We start from the raw sequence: 16,166 nt of genomic DNA on the forward strand, positions 1-16,166 counted from the left end.
GCGTGGAGGCGGTTACTGGCGTCCCGCTGCCGCGATGGCCACTAGGTTTGGGCCATGGCGATCTTCGACGTCCCCCTGAGCGAGCTGCGCCGTCGCGGCACCATCAAGTGGCGGCGCTGGGAGCCCGACGTGCTGCCGATGTTCGTGGCCGAGATGGACGCCCACCTCGCGCCGCCCATCCGGGCCGCGCTGGAGCGGGCGCTGGCCGACGGGGACACCGGGTACCCGGAACTGCCCACGTACCAGGAGGCGTTCGCCGAGTACGCCGAGTGGCAGTGGGGCTGGCGCATCGGTGTGGCGGACCAGACACTAGCCACGGACGTGGTCACGGCCATGCGCGAGGCGGTGCTCGCGTTCGCGGCGGCGGGGGACGCCGTCGTCATCAACTCGCCGATCTACCCGCCCTTCCGTCATGTGGTGACCACCACAGGGCGGCGGCTGGTGGACGTGCCGCTGCTCGATGACCGCCTGGACCTCGACGCGCTCGAGGCCGCATTCGCCGAGCACCGCCCGAGGATCTACCTGCTGTGCTCGCCGCACAATCCCAACGGCACCATCCACACCGCCGACGAACTGGCCCGCGTGGCCGAACTCGCGGAGCGGCACGGGGTGGTGGTGGTCTCCGACGAGATCCACGCCCCGCTGGCAGGGGCCGCCCACACGCCGTACCTGGCGGTGCCGGGTGCGGGCAATGCGGTGATCGTGACGTCGGCGTCGAAGTCGTGGAACCTCGCGGCGCTCAAGGCGGCGCTGGTCATCGGGGACCGGGACGTGTTGGCGCGCCTCAACCCGATGACGCCCGAGGGTGCCAGCTACTTCGGCGTGCTGGCCCACTCGGCGGCCTTCAACGAGGCGCGCGACTGGGTGGCCGAGGCGGCGGCGGAGGTCGCGGCGAACAAGCAGTTCTTTGCCGAACGGCTCGCCGCCCTGGTGCCGGAGCTGAGCTACACGCCCTCCGACGGGACCTATCTGGCGTGGCTGGACTGCTCGCCGCTGGCCCTGGAGAACCCGGGCAGACACTTCCACGGCTTCGGGCGGGTGCGGTTCAACTTCGGCCGCGAGTTCTCCCCCGACACGACACAGTTCGTCCGGGTGAATCTGGCCACGTCGCGGGAGATCATCGCGGAGGCGGTGGAGCGGATGGCCTCCTCGTTGGTGGAGGTTCGCGCGGAGGTCGCGGCAGCGCGCGCGAGGCGTGCCGAGCCGGAGACCTGGGAGCCGCCGCAGGACGACGAGCCTGGCGAGAACCCCGACTCGGAGCCCACCCGGGTGGTGGAGACGGAACCGGGGCGGGGGGAGTCCGGCCCGCACACGGCGCCGATGCCCATCGTGGTCGACGACGGTCCGCAGACCGCGCCGATGCCTGCCGTGCTCTCAGACGGTCCGCACACGGCGCCGATGCCTGCCTTGATCCCAGAGGTGCCCCAGACGGCGCCCATGCCCGCCGTCCAGGCCCGCGGTCCCGCGGCGCGGCACATCGTCCCGCCCGCGCTGGCCGGTGTGCACACCAACGGTGGGGAGTTCGTCAACGTGGTCTCGGCGGTGGTCATCGGCCGCGACCCCCGCCGCGCGGCGGGCTACGAGGATGCCGACCTCCTGCGGGTGCCGAGCCCGCACCTGGACATCTCGCGCAACCACCTGGTCGTCGAGGCACTCACGGACGACGTGGTGGTGCGGGACCTGCACTCGATCAACGGCACCCTCGTGCTGCCGCCCGACGGTGAGCCGTTCACGCTGCGCCACGGGGCAGCGGTGAGGGTCGAGATGGGAACCATTCTGGACGTCGGAGAGGGCGTGTCGCTGCGGATCGAGCCGCCCCGGCCCTGACCCGGTTCCAGCGGGGTTGCCGACGGTGGGCCGCCTCGGAGCGCGTGTGGGTCATTGCGCGACGCAATGCTCCACATGGAGGCCCGGCTGGTCAGACCTGGGTGCGGTGGAAGTTCAGGTGCGAGCGCGACGGCGTCGGTCCGCGCTGGCCCTGGTACCGCGACCCGTACTTCACGGAACCGTACGGGTGCTCGGCCGGCGAGCTCAGGCGGAAGAAGCACAACTGCCCGATCTTCATCCCGGGCCACAGCTTCACCGGCAGGGTGGCCATGTTCGACAGTTCGAGGGTCACGTGGCCCGAGAAGCCCGGGTCGATGAAGCCCGCCGTCGAGTGCGTGAGCAGGCCGAGGCGCCCCAGCGACGACTTTCCCTCCAACCTCGCCGCGACAGCCGCACCCAGGGTGACCCGCTCGAACGTCGAGCCCAGCACGAATTCACCCGGATGCAGGACGAACGGCTCGTCGACGGGGGTCTCGATGAGGCGGGTGAGGTCTGGCTGCTCCACCGACGGGTCGATCGACGGGTAGCGGTGGTTCTCGAATACCCGGAAGAACTTGTCCAGGCGGACGTCCACGCTCGACGGCTGGACCATGCCCGGATCCCACGGGTCGAGGAGGATGCCCCCGGTGTGAACTTCCCCGAGGATGTCGCGATCGCTGAGCAGCATGGGCTGAGCCTAGTGCCGCACGCCTCCCGCAGGAAGACGGCCCCGCCCCGCGGAACCTCGCGGCTACGCTGGTGGAGCCGCGGCGTCAGGCCCGGCATCCAGCCCGAGGGTGGGCGGCGAGGAGTGGCGGATGAGCGTGGGGCGCGGCATGGGCGGCGGGCGGATGCTGGGACGACTCGCCGCGGATCCGGAGATCACGCACCACAAGCTTGACCGCGGCACCGCTCGTCGCGTCATCGCCTACGGCGCACCCTTCAAGGGTCTCATCGTCGTCTTCCTCATCACCGTCGTCATCAGCAGCGCGCTGTCGGTGGCACCCCTGCTGCTGTTCCAACGGATCATCGACGACGGCGTGCTCGCGGGCGACGAGGGCCTGGTCGTGTGGCTGGCGGTCGCCGTCGCGGGTATGGCTGTCGGCTCCGCCCTGCTGCAGATCGTGGAACGGTGGTGTTCTGCGCGGATCGGCGAGGGCCTCATCTACTCGATGCGCACGCAGATCTTCGATCACATGCTGACGATGCCCATCGCCTTCTTCAGCCGGTCGCACACGGGGAAGTTGGTGTCGCGGCTGCAGTCGGATGTCAACGGCGCGCAGCAGGCGTTCACCTCGACGCTGTCGACTGTCGTCAGCAACTCCATCACTCTCGTCCTGGTGCTGGCGTCGATGCTGGCGCTCTCCTGGCCCCTGACGTTGGCCGCGCTCGTGCTGCTGCCGATCTTCATGGTGCCGGCGCGAATGGTGGGCACGAAGCTCGCGGATCTGTCGCGGCTGCGGATGACGCAGAACGCGGAGATGTCGGCCACGATGACGGAGCGGTTCACGGTGTCCGGGGCGCTGCTGGTCAAGCTGTTCGGCGACCTCGGTACTGAGCACGAGACCTTCGCCAGGCAGTCGAAGGATGTGGCGGACTCCGGGGTGAAGATCGCCATGATCTCCCGCGTCTTCATGACGGCGATGTCGCTCGTGGGGGCGTTGGCGACGGCGCTGTTCTATGGGTTCGGCGGTGTGGCGGCGGTGCGCGAGCAACTGACCATCGGCACTCTCACCGCGCTGGTGGCCCTGCTCGCCCGGCTGTACGGGCCGCTCATGCAGCTGTCGAACCTGCGGGTGGACATCATGAGCGCCCTGGTGAGCTTCGAGCGGGTGTTCGAGGTGCTGGACCTCAAGCCGCTCATCGTCGACGCCCCGGACGCCGAGCCGGTCTCGGGGCCGCCGTCGGTGGCGTTCCGCGACGTCCGGTTCACCTACCCGGACGCCGCGACGGTCTCCCTGGAGTCCCTGGAGCCGACGGCCGCCGTGGGGGAGTCCGCCAACGAGCCGGTGCTCAAGGGAGTCACGTTCGAGGCGCTTCCCGGGCAGACGGTGGCGCTCGTCGGCCCCTCGGGGGCGGGGAAGACCACCATCACGCATCTGCTCGCGCGGCTCTACGACGTCGACTCCGGCGCGGTCGAGATCGCGGGCCAGGATGTCCGACGGCTGACGCTGGCGTCGCTGCAGGGCGAGATCGGCTACGTGACGCAGGACGCGCACCTGTTCCACGACACCATCGAGGCCAACCTCCGCTACGCCCGCCCGTCGGCGACGGAGGAAGAGCTGTGGGGGGCGCTCGCCGCGGCGCAGATCGCCGGCCTGGTCCGGCGGCTGCCCGACGGGCTGCGTACCGTCGTCGGCGAGCGCGGCTATCGGCTGAGCGGGGGAGAGCGGCAGCGGTTCGCGATCGCGCGGCTGCTGCTCAAGGCGCCGCCCATACTGGTCCTCGACGAGGCGACGGCACACCTGGACTCCGAGTCGGAGACGCTGGTCCAGCGGGCGTTGGACACGGCACGGGAGGGACGGACCTCCATCGTGATCGCCCACCGGTTGTCGACGGTGCGGCACGCGGACCAGATCCTCGTCGTCGAGGCCGGCCGCGTCGTCGAGCGGGGCACTCACGCCGAACTTCTCGCCGCCGGCGGCTCCTACGCGACGCTGTACGCCACCCAGTTCAGCGACTGACCCCTGCCGCAATCTGGGGTTGAGCCGGACACGGCTTCTGCGGGGTCGCGTTGAGCCTGACACGGCTTTCGTCGCGTGGACTTGAGCCGGGATCGAGGCCCGTCGCGTGGATGACCGGGTTTGATGGTTCAAACTCAGCGTGAGCCGGACACGGCTTTCGATGAGTGGTCATGAGCCGGGAATCGGTCTCAATGCTCAGCCGCACCGATTCGATCGATCCAAGCTCGTTGGTGTCCAGATCAGGCTCAACAACCCTCCGTGAGAGCCGTGTCCGGCTCAACCCATATCCCGACCCGAGCCTGACGGACGCGACGGTGGCAACAGGGGAAGAGGCTCAGTACGCCGAACCCATGCCGACGTGCCCGGACGCCTCCGCGACCCGGGGAGAGCCGGCGCTCTCAGCGCCGTCGAGGACCGCTCGGCTCCCGGAGAGGCCCAGGCGGGTCGCGCCTGCCGCGACCATCGCGTTGGCCGTCGCGAAGTCGCGGATGCCCCCGCTCGCCTTGACGCCCAGGCGCTCGCCCACCGTCGACGCCATCAGCTCCACCGCATGCACCGACGCCCCACCGGCGGGGTGGAAGCCGGTGGACGTCTTCACGTAGTCCGCCCCGGCAGCCTCGGCCGCGCGGCACGCCGCGACAATCTCGTCATCGGTCAGCGCGGCGGACTCGATGATCACCTTCAGCAGCCCCGTCGTGGCCTCGCGCACGGCGCGGATCTCGGCCTCGACCTCTTCCGGCCGTCCCTCCTTGAGGAGCCCGATGTTGATCACCATGTCGATCTCGTCAGCCCCGAGCTTCGACGACTCCGCCGCCTCCGCGGCCTTCGCCGTCGCCGTGTGGTTGCCAGACGGAAATCCGCACACCGTGGCCACCTTCACGTCCCCCAGATCGTCGGTGATGGGCAGCATCGACGGCGACACGCACACCGAGTACACCCCCAGCTCGCGCGCCTCCGACACGAGGGCCGAGACCTGCGCCCGCGTGGCGTCGGTCTTCAAGAGCGTGTGGTCCACCATCTGGGCGAGCGCCGAGCGCGTGATCTCCATGGCCGTCCTTCTCCTCGGGGCGGTCACCGGGCCGCCGACGTCAACCGACACGAGCTTACTGCCGCGCCCTCCCGGTCTGAGGGCCGACGACCGCCCGAGTGGCACTTCTGGTGGCGACTACGCTCCCACATCCGCCGCCCAAGCGGTGGCCCCTCCGGGTCAGACGCGGGGCGTCGCAAGCGGCAGGGTCACCGTGAGACACGTCCGCCCCGGCCGTGACTCCACGGACGCCGTCCCCCCGAACCCCTCGACGACGGCGCGGACGATCGCCAACCCCAGGCCCGTCGACTGCGCCGCCGAATGCGATCGCGCGTCATCGGCCCGCACGAAGCGCTCGAACACCTGAGGCAACGCGTCGACCGGGATGCCCGGCCCGTCATCGATCACGTGGATCACCGCGACACCAGCGCCGGCCGGATGCCCACCGAACGGCGCCCCAGGCAGCGCGGACACGGCGGTGGTCACCGTCGTCCCCGGCGGCGTGTGCGTCCGGGCGTTGGAGAGCAGGTTCACCATCACCTGGTGCAGCTGGTCCGGGTCCGCCATGACCTGAACCGCCTGCTCCGGCAGGTCCAGCACCCAGCGGTGGTCGCGGCTGGCCGCCTGGGCGTCGCTCACGGCGTTGAGGACCACCTCGACGGCGTCAACTGGTTTGAGCTCGACGGACGCGTCCGCGTCGAGCCGGGCCAGCAGCAGCAGGTCGTTGACGAGCTTCGACATGCGCTCGGATTCCGCACCGATCCGGCTCAATGCGTGCGGCGTCCCCTCCAGCGAGCGCTGGCCAAGCTCCGCGTAACCGCGGATGGCGGCCAACGGATTCCGCAGTTCGTGCGACGCGTCGGCGACGAACCGCCGCAGCTTCGCCTCGGAGCTCTCGCGCGCCAGCAGCGCCCCCTCCACCCGCCCCAGCATCTGGTTGAACGCGGTGGAGAGGCGCGTGACCTCGTTGTTCTCCGGCAGCGGCCCGGTCTCCACGCGCGGCACGGCCACCGACCCGCGCTCGAGCTCCAGCCGGCTGACCTCGTCGGCCGTGTCCGTCAGCGCCACGAGCGGCTTGGTGGCGCTCACCAGCACCGCCCGCGTCACCAGGGCCGTGCCGGAGATGGCCAGCAGACTGACGGCCGCCGCCAGCATCGCCAGCCACAGCACCGTCTTGTGGATGTCGGCCACCGGCAGCCCGACCACCACCGTGCCGACGGGGGTGTCGCGCGCCTGGACCCGGTAGTCGCCCAGCCCGGGCACCGCGACCGTGTGCTTCGATCCGTCCACGCGCACGTCCAGCAGGGCCTCCCAGGCCTCCACAGTCATCGACGCGCTGGTGGAGCCGTCGCCGACGACGCCGCCCAGCGCCGTGCCGTTGGTGAGTTCCGCCGCGATCACGGTGCCCACCCGCATGCCGGGCGTCTCCAGGCCGGGTGGCCCGTCGTCGCGACCGACGCTGCGGCTCTGCCGCACCTGTGCCGCGTCCAGTTCGCCGTCGAGCTGGTTGTACAGGATGGTGCGCAGCGCGAGCACGGTGGTGAGCGCCACCAGGATGGCCATCACCGCGACCGTCAGCACCAGCCGGGGCTGCAGCTGCGAGGCAAGCGACCCTCGGCGCTGCTCCCGGGTCATGCGCCGGCCGGCCGGAGCACGTAGCCGGCGCCGCGCATGGTGTGGATCATTGGCTCGCGGTCCGCGTCGATCTTCTTGCGCAGGTAGGAGATGTAGAGCTCGACGACGTTGGCCTGGCCGCCGAAGTCGTAGTTCCAGACGCGGTCCAGGATCTGGGCCTTCGACAACACGCGCCTGGGATTGCGCATGAGGAAGCGCAACAGCTCGAACTCGGTGGCGGTCAGCTTGATCTGCGCCCCCGCGCGGGTCACCTCGTGCGAGTCCTCGTCCAGGACGAGGTCCCCGACGACGAGCTGGGTGTCGGGCCGCACGCTGGTGGCGCCGCTGCGCCGCAGCAGGCCCCTGAGTCGCGCGATCACCTCTTCCAGCGAGAAGGGCTTGGTGACGTAGTCGTCGCCGCCGGCGGTGAGCCCGGCCACCCGGTCCGACACGCCGTCGCGGGCCGTGAGGAAGATCACCGGCACGTCCGGCTGCTCCGTGCGGATTCGGCGCATCACTTCGAGCCCGTCGAAGTCCGGAAGCATCATGTCCAGCACCAGGGCGTCCGGCTGCGCCTCGCGCGCGACCCGCACGGCGTCGCTTCCGGTGGTGGCGGTGTGCACGTCCCAGCCCTCGTAGCGCATGGCCATCGAGAGCAGCTCGATGAGGCTCGGCTCGTCGTCGACGGTGAGGATCCGGATGGGGGTGCCGTCCGGGCGCGTCAGGGGATCGGTGAGTGGCATGGCCCTACTCTGGCACCTTCGGCCACCGGCTCGCTGTGCGTCAGCTGTGAGAAGTCTGTGCCTGCGGAGACTCGGCGATGAGCGAGTCGTGCTCGTCCTTGGGGCGGACGAACAGGTTGTCCAGGCCCGCACGGCCCGAGCCGTAGACCAGGAACATCAGGCCCAGCGCCGCCTGGATGGCGTTGTACTCCCACCCTCCCAGGTGTGCGTAGAAGGCGCCGTCCGCCTTGGTGGTGACGATGATCGCCACATTGAGGACCGCCATGCCGAGCCCCACCAGGGGCGTGGCCAGCCCGAAGACCAGGAGCACGCCGCCGATCAGCTCGAACGCGACCGTGGCGACCACCAGCGCGGCGGCGTTGGGCAGGCCTGTGGCCTCGACCAGCGCCACCTGCACATCCAGGCCGGTCTCCTGCCAGCGGTGCCACCCGTGGGCCACCAGGGTGACCCCTGCGACGATGCGCGCCACAAGCAGGGCGATGTCGCGCATCACGCGCTTGAACTCTCTCATTGCTTCCTCGGCTTCAATTCCTCGGCTCGACCTCGGATCAGCCTGCCAGAACTCCCTGCCCCCAGGTGCTCCAGCGCCAGACGTCCCACCATCTGCTGGTTCGTGACCACGCGCTGGGACCGTCCGTTGGTGACGAAGGTGATGGCCCAGCTCAGCAGGGTGGTGACCCGCTGCTTGAAGCCGGCGATGTAGAGGATGTGCAGGAACAGCCATGCCGCCCAGGCGACGAACCCGCTGAGCTTGATGGACCTGATCTTCGCCACGGCCTCGAACTTGGAGATGGTGGCCATGGAGCCCTTGTCCTTGTAGGTGAAGGCCCCGGGAGCCCCGGTGTGCTCGATGCGTGCGCGGATCGCCGCCGCCGCGTGCCGGGCTCCCTGGATGGCACCCTGGGCGACCCCCGGCACGCCGGGCACCGACATGAGGTCGCCCACGACGAACACCTCCGGGTGACCGGGCAGGCTGAGGTCCTCGGCCACGACGACGCGGCCAGCGCGGTCCAACTCGGCGCCCGACTGCTCAGCGAGGGTGCGCCCCAGGTCGTTGCCCTGGACACCGGCCGCCCAGACCTTCGCGAACGACTCGATGCGCTCCACCGTGCCGTCCTGGTGTTTGAGGGTGAGTCCGTTCTCGTCCACCCCGGTGACCAGGGCGTTGAGCTTGACCTCCACGCCGAGGCGCTCGAGCGTCTTCTGCGTCTTGGCGCCCAGCTCGGGTCCGAACGGCGGTAGCACCTGTCCGGCGCCGTCGACGAGGATGACCCGCGCGGTGGTGGGGTCGATGGTGCGGAACTCGTGGCGCAGCGTGGACGTGGCCAACTCCCGGATCTGGCCGGCCATCTCCACACCGGTGGGCCCGGCGCCGACGACGGCGAACGTCAGCATCCGCCGTCGCTCCTCCTCGTCCTGGGTGAACTCGGCGATCTCGAAGGCGCTGAAGATGCGCGCCCGCAGTTCGAGGGCGTCGTCGATGGACTTCATGCCGGGCGCGAAGGTGGCGAACTGGTCGTTGCCGAAGTAGGACTGACCAGCGCCCGCCGCGACGATGAGCGAGTCGTAGGGGGTCTCGCTGTATTCGTTGTGGAAGCGCCACTTGACCACCCGGTTGGTCAGGTCGATGTCCTCGACGAGGCCGAGGAGGACCTGCGCGTTGGTCTGGCGCCGGAGGATCTCGCGGGTGGCGGGGGCGATCTCGCCCTCCGACAGCACACCGGTGGCCACCTGGTACAGCAGCGGCTGGAACAGGTGGTGGGTGGTCCTGGCGATGAGGATCACGTCCACATCCGCCCGCTTCAGGGCCTTCGCCGCGAACAGCCCGCCGAAACCGGACCCGATGATGACCACGCGATGCCTGCTCATGCTGCCGCCTCATGGAGTTGGATGATGTTGCCCACGGTGTCGTCGAGGTTGATCGACGAGCCGGACGCGTCGCTGAACCGATCGCCCACGAACCGGACCCCCGCCTCGGTGAGCCGCGCGACGTCTGCGTCCAGGTCGTCCGTGCCGACGACGAGCGCCGGGATGTTCTCCGCCCGCAGACCGGTCATATAGGCGGCCGCGACGGGGTGGTCGCTCGGCTCCAGGAGCAGCCCCGTGTCCTGACCGCGACCGTTGACCACGAACACGTGATGCTCGGGCATGGCCAGCAGCGTCTCGAAGCCGAGCACCTCGGTGTAGAAGCGGTGGGCACGGTCCGGATCGGTCACGTGGAGGCTGCACATAGCGAGTCGCATTCCACCAGGGTAACCGCCGCCCCCCGCAGGGCCGCGATGTCGCCGCCGACGCCCGGGGTACTCTGGTGCGGCTTGGACCGACGAGGAGGGCCGCCGCGTGACGCCACCCGCATGGCTGCGACCCGCACCCCACGGCCGTCCCGTGCACCCCTGGTGGTGGATCACGGCGGGCCTGATGGCGGTGTTGGTACTTGTCGGTGCCCAGTTCGCCGACGCGCCCGGCCTGTTGGAGCGCGGCGACAGCTGGTGGCGTCCGTTCGTGTCGCTGCCCGCGCTGAGCGTCCTCCTGGTGGCCTGGTGGCAGCTGGGCCCGCACTGGAAACGGCCCCTGCTGACGGCTGCGGTGTGGGCCGCGCCCATGGTTTTCGCGCTGCCGATGTACTCCCGCGACGCCTACGCCTACGCCGCGCAGGGATGGATGGTGGCGGGCGGCCTGGACCCTTACGCCACCCCGCTGGGCGAGGCGGGCCTGCCCGGCCTCCTCGTCGGGGTGCACTGGCATAAGACCACCGCGGTCTACCCGGCGCTGTCGTTGGAGTTGTTCGGGGCCCTGTCGCGCCTGACCGGTTCTGATCTGTACTGGACGACGGTGGCCATGCGGATACCGAGCCTCCTGGCGCTGGCCGCGCTGGCCTGGGCGCTTCCTCGGCTGGCCCGTCGCTTCGACATCGATCCGGGCCTGGCGCTCTGGGCGGGTCTGCTCAACCCGATCATGCTGTTCCAGTGGGTCGGTGGCGTGCACAACGACGCCGTCATGGTGGCGCTGGCGCTGCTGGCGGTCCTGGCCGCCACGGACCTCGGGTGGAGGGGATGGCGTGGCCTCGTCGTCGCCGGTCTCCTGCTGGGGTTGGCGATGGGCATCAAGCAGTCGGCGGCGCTGTTCGGGCTGGGCGTGGTCGCGGTGGCGTGGGCCGTGAGGTACCGGGAGTGGGGCGCGCGTCCCGGGGGCAGGAGTGTCGCGGCGGGATGGTGGCGGCTTGCGGCGACGGCCGCGGTGCCCGGGGGGATCACGGTGGCCGTCTTCGTGGCCTCCTCGCTGCGCTTCGGTTTCGGGTGGGGCGCGCCGACGGCGGGCAACCCCGTCGAGGCGGTGAGCAACGCGCCGCTGTCCTGGCTGGCGGCGGCGCTGCGCTACGGGATGCCGGAGGACACCGCCAATTCGGCGGTCACTGTGCTCTCGTCGGCGCTCATCGTGGCGGCGGTGGCAGCCATCTGGGTGAGGTGGGGACCCCGCGGCGACGACGTCGGCCGGCCCTGGGTGTTCACGTTGGCGGTGCTGGGGGCATTCTGTGTGCTCGCCCCGGCGCTGCAGCCGTGGTACCTGACGTGGTTCCTGCCCCTGTACGTGTTCTGGCGGACCGGGCCCGGGTGGCACCGCGCCTGGCTGGTGCTGGTGGTGGCCTTCACCCTGCTACCCGCGCTGCAGACGATGATGCCGCCGTTCCTGGCCATGCCCGTTCTTGCGCTGCCACTTGCCGCGCTCTGGCTGAGCCTGCACCGTCGCCGCGTCTCGCCGTTGCCTCCCTTGGCGCACTGACCCGGGGGCCGGACCAGGACTGGGCGACGCCAGGTGCCGGCTCGGTAGCATGGCGCCATGCGTTACGTCTCCACCCGGGATTCCTCGGGCCTGCCCGGCAAGCCGTTCAGCGACATCCTCCTCGAGGGGCTGGCCGCCGACGGTGGGCTCTACCTGCCGGATTCCTACCCTCGGGTGTCACCCGCGACGCTGGAGGCATGGCGGGCAGTCCTCGCCGGGAAGGGCTACGCGGCTCTCGCGTTCGAGATCGTGCGGCTGTTCGTCGACGACATCCCGGAGGATGATCTCCGCGGCATCGTCGAGCGCGCCTACGAGCCGACGAAGTTCCTGGACCCCGCCGTCGTGCCGGTCACCCGACTGAGCGACGGCCTGTGGCTTGCGCACCTCAGCAACGGACCCTCGGCCGCGTTCAAGGACATGGCCATGCAGCTGCTCGGCGAGCTCTTCGCCTACGAGCTGGCCAGGCGGGGCGAAACCCTCACCATCGTCGGGGCCACCAGCGGCGACACCGGCTCGTCCGCCGAGTACGCACTGCGCGGCAAGCCGGGGGTGAGGGTGTTCATGCTGTCGCCCCGCGGCCGGATGACCCCGTTCCAGCAGGCGCAGATGTTCTCCATCGACGACCCGGCCATCGTCAACATCGCTGTCGACGGGGTGTTCGACGACTGCCAGGACCTCGTCAAGGAACTCCACAACGACGCGGAGTTCAAGGCCCGCTACCGGCTGGGTGCGGTCAACTCCATCAACTGGGCCCGCCTGATGGCCCAGGTGGTGTACTACTTCGCCGCCTGGCTGCAGCTCCCGGGCGACGAGCCCATCAGCTTCGCCGTACCGTCGGGCAACTTCGGCAACATCGCGGCCGGCCACATCGCCCGCGAGATGGGGTTGCCCATCCACCGGCTCATCCTGGCCACCAACGAGAACAACGTGCTGGAGGAGTTCTTCCGCACGGGCCGTTACCGGGTGCGCGGGGCGGCCGAGACGCTGGCCACGTCGTCGCCGTCGATGGACATTTCCAAGGCGTCCAACTTCGAGCGCTTCGTCTTCGACCTGCTCGGCCGCGACGCCGCACGCCTGCGCTCGCTGTTCGTCGACGCTCTGGCCGAGGGTCAGTTCGACCTCGCCGCGGCGCCCGAGTTCGCCGGTCAGCTGGACCGCTTCGGGTTCGTGGCCGGCACCTCCACCCATGAGGACCGGCTCACGGAGATCCGCCGGGTCTACGAGGCGGACACGGTGATGATCGACCCCCACACCGCCGACGCGGTGCACGTGGCAGCCGGGTCCGGCGTCGAGGGTCGCATCGTCGTGCTGGAGACCGCGCTGCCGGTGAAGTTCTCCGACACCATCGTCGAGGCCACCGGCATGGTCCCCCCACGGCCGCATCGCTTCGAGGGCATCGAGGACCTGCCGCGTCACGTGGTCGACCTCCCGTGCAGCGCGGACGCGCTCCGCGCGCTCATCGCCGAGAGGTCGGTTTCCCGCTGAGGGTTTGAGGTGGTCCGTCCTCGGGTAAGACTTGAGGCATGGACGCTTACGAGTTCGATGGAGACTGGTCGGGGCAGCTCATCGCCACCTCGATCCACGCCGGCCATGACCTGCGCCCCGACATCGCCGAGCTGTCGATCCTCAGCGAGGACGACCGGCTCCGGGAGGAGGACCCGTTCACGGACCGGATCGCCTCCCTCGCACCGGCCCGGGTGCTGGTGCACCGCTCCCGGTTCGAGACCGACCTCAACCGGGTCCGCGAGAAGACCGTCTACCGCCGCCCCGAGGATGCCTGGGGCCTTCACATGTGGTCCGAGGACCCGCTGCCCGACGACGTGGTGGCCCGCTCGCTCGAGGTCTATGACGGGTTCTTCGCCGAGCTGGGCGAGCGTCTCGACGAGGTGGCCGCCCGCGGGCCGTTCGTGATCTACGACGTGCACTCCTACAACCATCGCCGGCACGGCGAGGAGGCCGAAGCCGAGCCCTGGGAGGAGAATCCCGAGGTCAACCTCGGCACCGGCAGCGTGGACCTGGACCGCTTCTCGCCGGTGGTGGAGGCATTCCGCGGTTCCATGCTGGGGCAGGGGTTCGACATCCGGGAGAACGTCAAGTTCAAGGGCCAGAACCTCGCCTGGTGGGTGCACGGACGCTATCCGGGTGTCGGCTGCGTGCTGGCGATCGAGTTCAAGAAGACCTTCATGGACGAGTGGACCGGCGAGCCGGACGACGCGCGGGTCGCGTTCCTCGCCGAGGCGCTCGGCCGCACCATGGACCCTGTCCTGCAGGCGCTGTCCCGATGACCGAGCCCAACCCGCTGGCGGTCATCGACAGGGCGATCGACCACCAGCTCTCCCAACTCGGGCAGAGCTTCCGGTTCGTCCTCGACGTCACCCCCGTCGACGCCGACGACGTCAAGGACGAGTTCCTCGGTGGCGGCGTCGACGAGCCGGCCTTCGCGTACCGGGAGCTGGAGACCGACCCGGAGGTCCTGCAGACGGTCCTGGAGCGGATCGACGTGGGCGCGGTCCGGGACGCGACGGTCGCGGCGCTGCTGCGCAGCAAGCAGCGGGAGCTGGGCCTGCAGCTGGCCATGCTCCGCGCCCGCGACTCGGCGGACTTCCGCGACCTCAGCGTCGAGCTGTACGGCGGCGTGCACCGCGACCTCCTCACGGCCGCCGAGGCCATCCTGGCCCGCGTCGAGCCGCAGTCATGGGGCGGGGACCGCCTGACCGCGGAGCAGCTCCTGGACCTGGCCCGCGAGGAGATCGACTACTACCGGGCCCTGGAACCGGACGTGGACATCCACGCCGAGATCCGGCCGGATTCCACGGGCGTCATGGTGTCGGGGAACCTGCTGCTCATCGGGCCGGAGTCCTCGGTGGCGGGCGAGCGCGCCGTCGCGCTGATCCAGCACGAGGTGGGCACGCATCTCGTCACCCACGTCAACGGCTCCCACCAGCCGTTGCAGGTGCTGGGCACCGGGCTCGCGGGGTACGACGAGACGCAGGAGGGCTTGGCGGTGTTGGCCGAGGTGGCCTGCGGCGAGTTGACGGCCTCGCGGATGCGGCAGCTGGCGGGCCGCGTCGTCACCGTGCACCGCATGTTGGGTGGCGCGAGGTTCCGCGAATGCTGGGAGGGCCTCATCGAGGCTGGCTTCCATCCGGGCGGCGCGTTCACGACGGTGATGCGCGTCTTCCGCTCCGGCGGGCTCACCAAGGACGCGATCTACCTGCGGGGCCTGCTGGACCTGCTGGCCCACCTGCGGGGCGGGGGAGTGCTGGACGCGCTGTTCCTCGGCAAGTTCTCGCTGGTGGATCTACCGTTGGTGGACGAGCTCGCCAGCCGGGGTGTGCTCCACCCTCCCGTCCTCCTCCCGCGCTGGTTCGACGACCCGGCCGGCCGCGAGCGGCTCGACGAGGCCTCCCGCATCACAGACCCCATCGCACTGATCCAAGGAGTTTCCTCATGAAGATCGGCTTCGTCGTCAACGACGTCCTCACCGAGAAGTCCACCTACACCACCACCCGGCTGGCCATGCACGCCACGAACATGGGCCATGAGGCATGGCTGCTGGGCATGGGTAACTTCGCCTACGAGCCGGACGGCTCACTGAGCGGCCGGGTGCGAGGCGGGCAGGGAAAGAACTACCGCTCCCTGGAGCGCTACCTGGAGGACGTGCAGCGGCCGGACGTTGAGCAGCGATTGTCGTTGTCCGAGTTCGATGTCGTGATGCTGCGCAGCGACCCGGCGGACGACGCGCAGGGCGCGGCGTGGGCCAACAACGCCGGTGTCGCGTTCGGCCAGCTCATCGCGTCGACGGGGGTGCTGGTGGTCAACGATCCCGGTTCCCTGGCCAACGCGCTGTCGAAGGCCTATTTCCAGCATTTCCCCGAGGTGGTGCGCCCCCGGACCCTGATCTCGCGAGACCGGGACCAGATCGCGGCATTCGTGAGCGACCTCGGCGGGAAGGCGGTGCTCAAGCCGCTGCAGGGCTCCGGTGGCAGCGGCGTGTTCCTCGTCAACACCGAGGAGTCCCCCAACCTCAACCAGATCATCGAGGCCATCGCCCGCGACGGTTACGTGGTGACCCAGGAGTACCTGGAGGAGGCGAAGAACGGTGACGTGCGCATGTTCGTCATGAACGGGCAGCCGCTGCAGGTCAACGGCAAGTACGCCGCGTTCCGGCGGAAGTCCGGGGGCTCCGATCCTCGTTCCAACATGTCTGCCGGAGGCCAGGCCCTGGCGGCGAAGGTGACCGACGAGATGCTCGGCCTGGTCGACGTGGTGCGGCCGAAGCTGGTGGCCGACGGGATGTTCCTCGTGGGGCTCGACATCGTGGGCGACAAGCTGATGGAGGTCAACGTGTTCAGCCCCGGTGGCCTCGGCAGCTGCCAGGCGCTGTACGAGGAGAACTTCGCGATCCCGATCATCCAGGACCTCGAGCGCAAGCTCGACGTCCGCCGCCACAACCCGGGCCTGGACAACGTGAACCTGGCCACCCTCTGAGCGGCCGTCACGCACTCCCAC

Annotated in this window: 14 protein-coding genes; 7 read left to right on the forward strand and 7 right to left on the reverse strand. The window is 70.0% G+C overall.

What is annotated here, in order from left to right:
- Positions 1-54 precede the first annotated feature (54 nt).
- Positions 55-1,827 carry an aminotransferase class I/II-fold pyridoxal phosphate-dependent enzyme gene (locus ACX1D0_RS14570; RefSeq protein ID WP_459018713.1) on the forward strand — a complete coding sequence of 591 codons (1,773 nt, stop codon included), beginning with the start codon at positions 55-57 and terminating at the stop codon, positions 1,825-1,827.
- Positions 1,828-1,918: 91 nt separating this feature from the next.
- Here ACX1D0_RS14570 and dcd read toward each other — a convergent pair whose 3' ends face one another.
- Positions 1,919-2,494: a dCTP deaminase gene (dcd, locus tag ACX1D0_RS14575; RefSeq protein WP_459018714.1), complete on the reverse strand. Its 576-nt coding sequence runs from the start codon at positions 2,492-2,494 to the stop codon at positions 1,919-1,921.
- Between the two features lie 130 nt (positions 2,495-2,624).
- On the opposite strand from dcd, the gene ACX1D0_RS14580 reads away from it, so the two are divergent.
- On the forward strand, positions 2,625-4,490 hold the full coding sequence (locus ACX1D0_RS14580; protein ID WP_459018715.1) for an ABC transporter ATP-binding protein: 1,866 nt from the start codon (positions 2,625-2,627) through the stop codon (positions 4,488-4,490).
- 334 nt (positions 4,491-4,824) lie between these two features.
- Here the strand turns inward: ACX1D0_RS14580 and deoC are convergent, their stop codons facing one another.
- From deoC to ACX1D0_RS14610, 6 genes are all read right to left on the reverse strand, one after another.
- Entirely contained in the window at positions 4,825-5,538 is a 714-nt protein-coding gene (gene deoC / locus ACX1D0_RS14585; protein WP_459018716.1) for a deoxyribose-phosphate aldolase, read from the reverse strand.
- A 159-nt stretch (positions 5,539-5,697) separates the two neighbouring features.
- The gene (locus ACX1D0_RS14590) at positions 5,698-7,152 is read right to left on the reverse strand and encodes a sensor histidine kinase (protein WP_459018717.1); all 1,455 of its coding nucleotides are present in this window, start codon (positions 7,150-7,152) and stop codon (positions 5,698-5,700) included.
- Positions 7,149-7,874 (reverse strand): response regulator transcription factor, encoded by a 726-nt coding sequence (locus tag ACX1D0_RS14595; protein ID WP_459018718.1) that lies wholly within the window; start codon positions 7,872-7,874, stop codon positions 7,149-7,151. Before ACX1D0_RS14595 ends, ACX1D0_RS14590 begins: the two co-directional genes overlap by 4 nt.
- A gap of 40 nt (positions 7,875-7,914) precedes the next feature.
- Entirely contained in the window at positions 7,915-8,385 is a 471-nt protein-coding gene (locus ACX1D0_RS14600; protein ID WP_459018719.1) for a DoxX family protein, read from the reverse strand.
- Positions 8,382-9,743, reverse strand: coding sequence for an NAD(P)/FAD-dependent oxidoreductase (locus ACX1D0_RS14605; RefSeq protein ID WP_459018720.1), 1,362 nt, complete (start codon positions 9,741-9,743; stop codon positions 8,382-8,384). The genes ACX1D0_RS14600 and ACX1D0_RS14605 overlap by 4 nt, the downstream gene beginning before the upstream one ends.
- Positions 9,740-10,117 (reverse strand): VOC family protein, encoded by a 378-nt coding sequence (locus ACX1D0_RS14610; RefSeq protein ID WP_459018721.1) that lies wholly within the window; start codon positions 10,115-10,117, stop codon positions 9,740-9,742. The genes ACX1D0_RS14605 and ACX1D0_RS14610 overlap by 4 nt, the downstream gene beginning before the upstream one ends.
- A 97-nt stretch (positions 10,118-10,214) precedes the next feature.
- Between ACX1D0_RS14610 and mptB the strand changes: the two genes are divergently transcribed.
- The 5 genes from mptB to ACX1D0_RS14635 are packed head-to-tail and all read left to right on the forward strand — an operon-like array spanning position 10,215 to position 16,145.
- On the forward strand, positions 10,215-11,654 hold the full coding sequence (mptB, locus tag ACX1D0_RS14615; RefSeq protein ID WP_459018722.1) for a polyprenol phosphomannose-dependent alpha 1,6 mannosyltransferase MptB: 1,440 nt from the start codon (positions 10,215-10,217) through the stop codon (positions 11,652-11,654).
- A 57-nt stretch (positions 11,655-11,711) separates the two neighbouring features.
- Positions 11,712-13,139, forward strand: a complete 1,428-nt coding sequence (gene thrC, locus ACX1D0_RS14620; protein ID WP_459018723.1) for a threonine synthase — start codon at positions 11,712-11,714, stop codon at positions 13,137-13,139.
- Between the two features lie 38 nt (positions 13,140-13,177).
- On the forward strand, positions 13,178-13,939 hold the full coding sequence (locus tag ACX1D0_RS14625) for an N-formylglutamate amidohydrolase (protein ID WP_459018724.1): 762 nt from the start codon (positions 13,178-13,180) through the stop codon (positions 13,937-13,939).
- On the forward strand, positions 13,936-15,108 hold the full coding sequence (locus tag ACX1D0_RS14630) for a peptidase MATCAP family protein (protein ID WP_459018725.1): 1,173 nt from the start codon (positions 13,936-13,938) through the stop codon (positions 15,106-15,108). Before ACX1D0_RS14625 ends, ACX1D0_RS14630 begins: the two co-directional genes overlap by 4 nt.
- On the forward strand, positions 15,105-16,145 hold the full coding sequence (locus tag ACX1D0_RS14635; protein WP_459018726.1) for a glutathione synthetase: 1,041 nt from the start codon (positions 15,105-15,107) through the stop codon (positions 16,143-16,145). Before ACX1D0_RS14630 ends, ACX1D0_RS14635 begins: the two co-directional genes overlap by 4 nt.
- Positions 16,146-16,166: the final 21 nt, after the last annotated feature.

It is taken from the genome of Tessaracoccus pujii, assembly GCF_054483895.1.

Excerpts from the sequence above, each read along its gene's own strand:
- ACX1D0_RS14570 (WP_459018713.1), top strand. The coding sequence starts at position 55 with ATGGCGATCTTCGACGTCCCCCTGAGCGAGCTGCGCCGTCGCGGCACC.
- dcd (WP_459018714.1), bottom strand. The coding sequence starts at position 2,494 with ATGCTGCTCAGCGATCGCGACATCCTCGGGGAAGTTCACACCGGGGGC.
- ACX1D0_RS14580 (WP_459018715.1), top strand. The coding sequence starts at position 2,625 with ATGAGCGTGGGGCGCGGCATGGGCGGCGGGCGGATGCTGGGACGACTC.
- deoC (WP_459018716.1), bottom strand. The coding sequence starts at position 5,538 with ATGGAGATCACGCGCTCGGCGCTCGCCCAGATGGTGGACCACACGCTC.
- ACX1D0_RS14590 (WP_459018717.1), bottom strand. The coding sequence starts at position 7,152 with ATGACCCGGGAGCAGCGCCGAGGGTCGCTTGCCTCGCAGCTGCAGCCC.
- ACX1D0_RS14595 (WP_459018718.1), bottom strand. The coding sequence starts at position 7,874 with ATGCCACTCACCGATCCCCTGACGCGCCCGGACGGCACCCCCATCCGG.
- ACX1D0_RS14600 (WP_459018719.1), bottom strand. The coding sequence starts at position 8,385 with ATGAGAGAGTTCAAGCGCGTGATGCGCGACATCGCCCTGCTTGTGGCG.
- ACX1D0_RS14605 (WP_459018720.1), bottom strand. The coding sequence starts at position 9,743 with ATGAGCAGGCATCGCGTGGTCATCATCGGGTCCGGTTTCGGCGGGCTG.
- ACX1D0_RS14610 (WP_459018721.1), bottom strand. The coding sequence starts at position 10,117 with ATGCGACTCGCTATGTGCAGCCTCCACGTGACCGATCCGGACCGTGCC.
- thrC (WP_459018723.1), top strand. The coding sequence starts at position 11,712 with ATGCGTTACGTCTCCACCCGGGATTCCTCGGGCCTGCCCGGCAAGCCG.
- ACX1D0_RS14625 (WP_459018724.1), top strand. The coding sequence starts at position 13,178 with ATGGACGCTTACGAGTTCGATGGAGACTGGTCGGGGCAGCTCATCGCC.
- ACX1D0_RS14630 (WP_459018725.1), top strand. The coding sequence starts at position 13,936 with ATGACCGAGCCCAACCCGCTGGCGGTCATCGACAGGGCGATCGACCAC.
- ACX1D0_RS14635 (WP_459018726.1), top strand. The coding sequence starts at position 15,105 with ATGAAGATCGGCTTCGTCGTCAACGACGTCCTCACCGAGAAGTCCACC.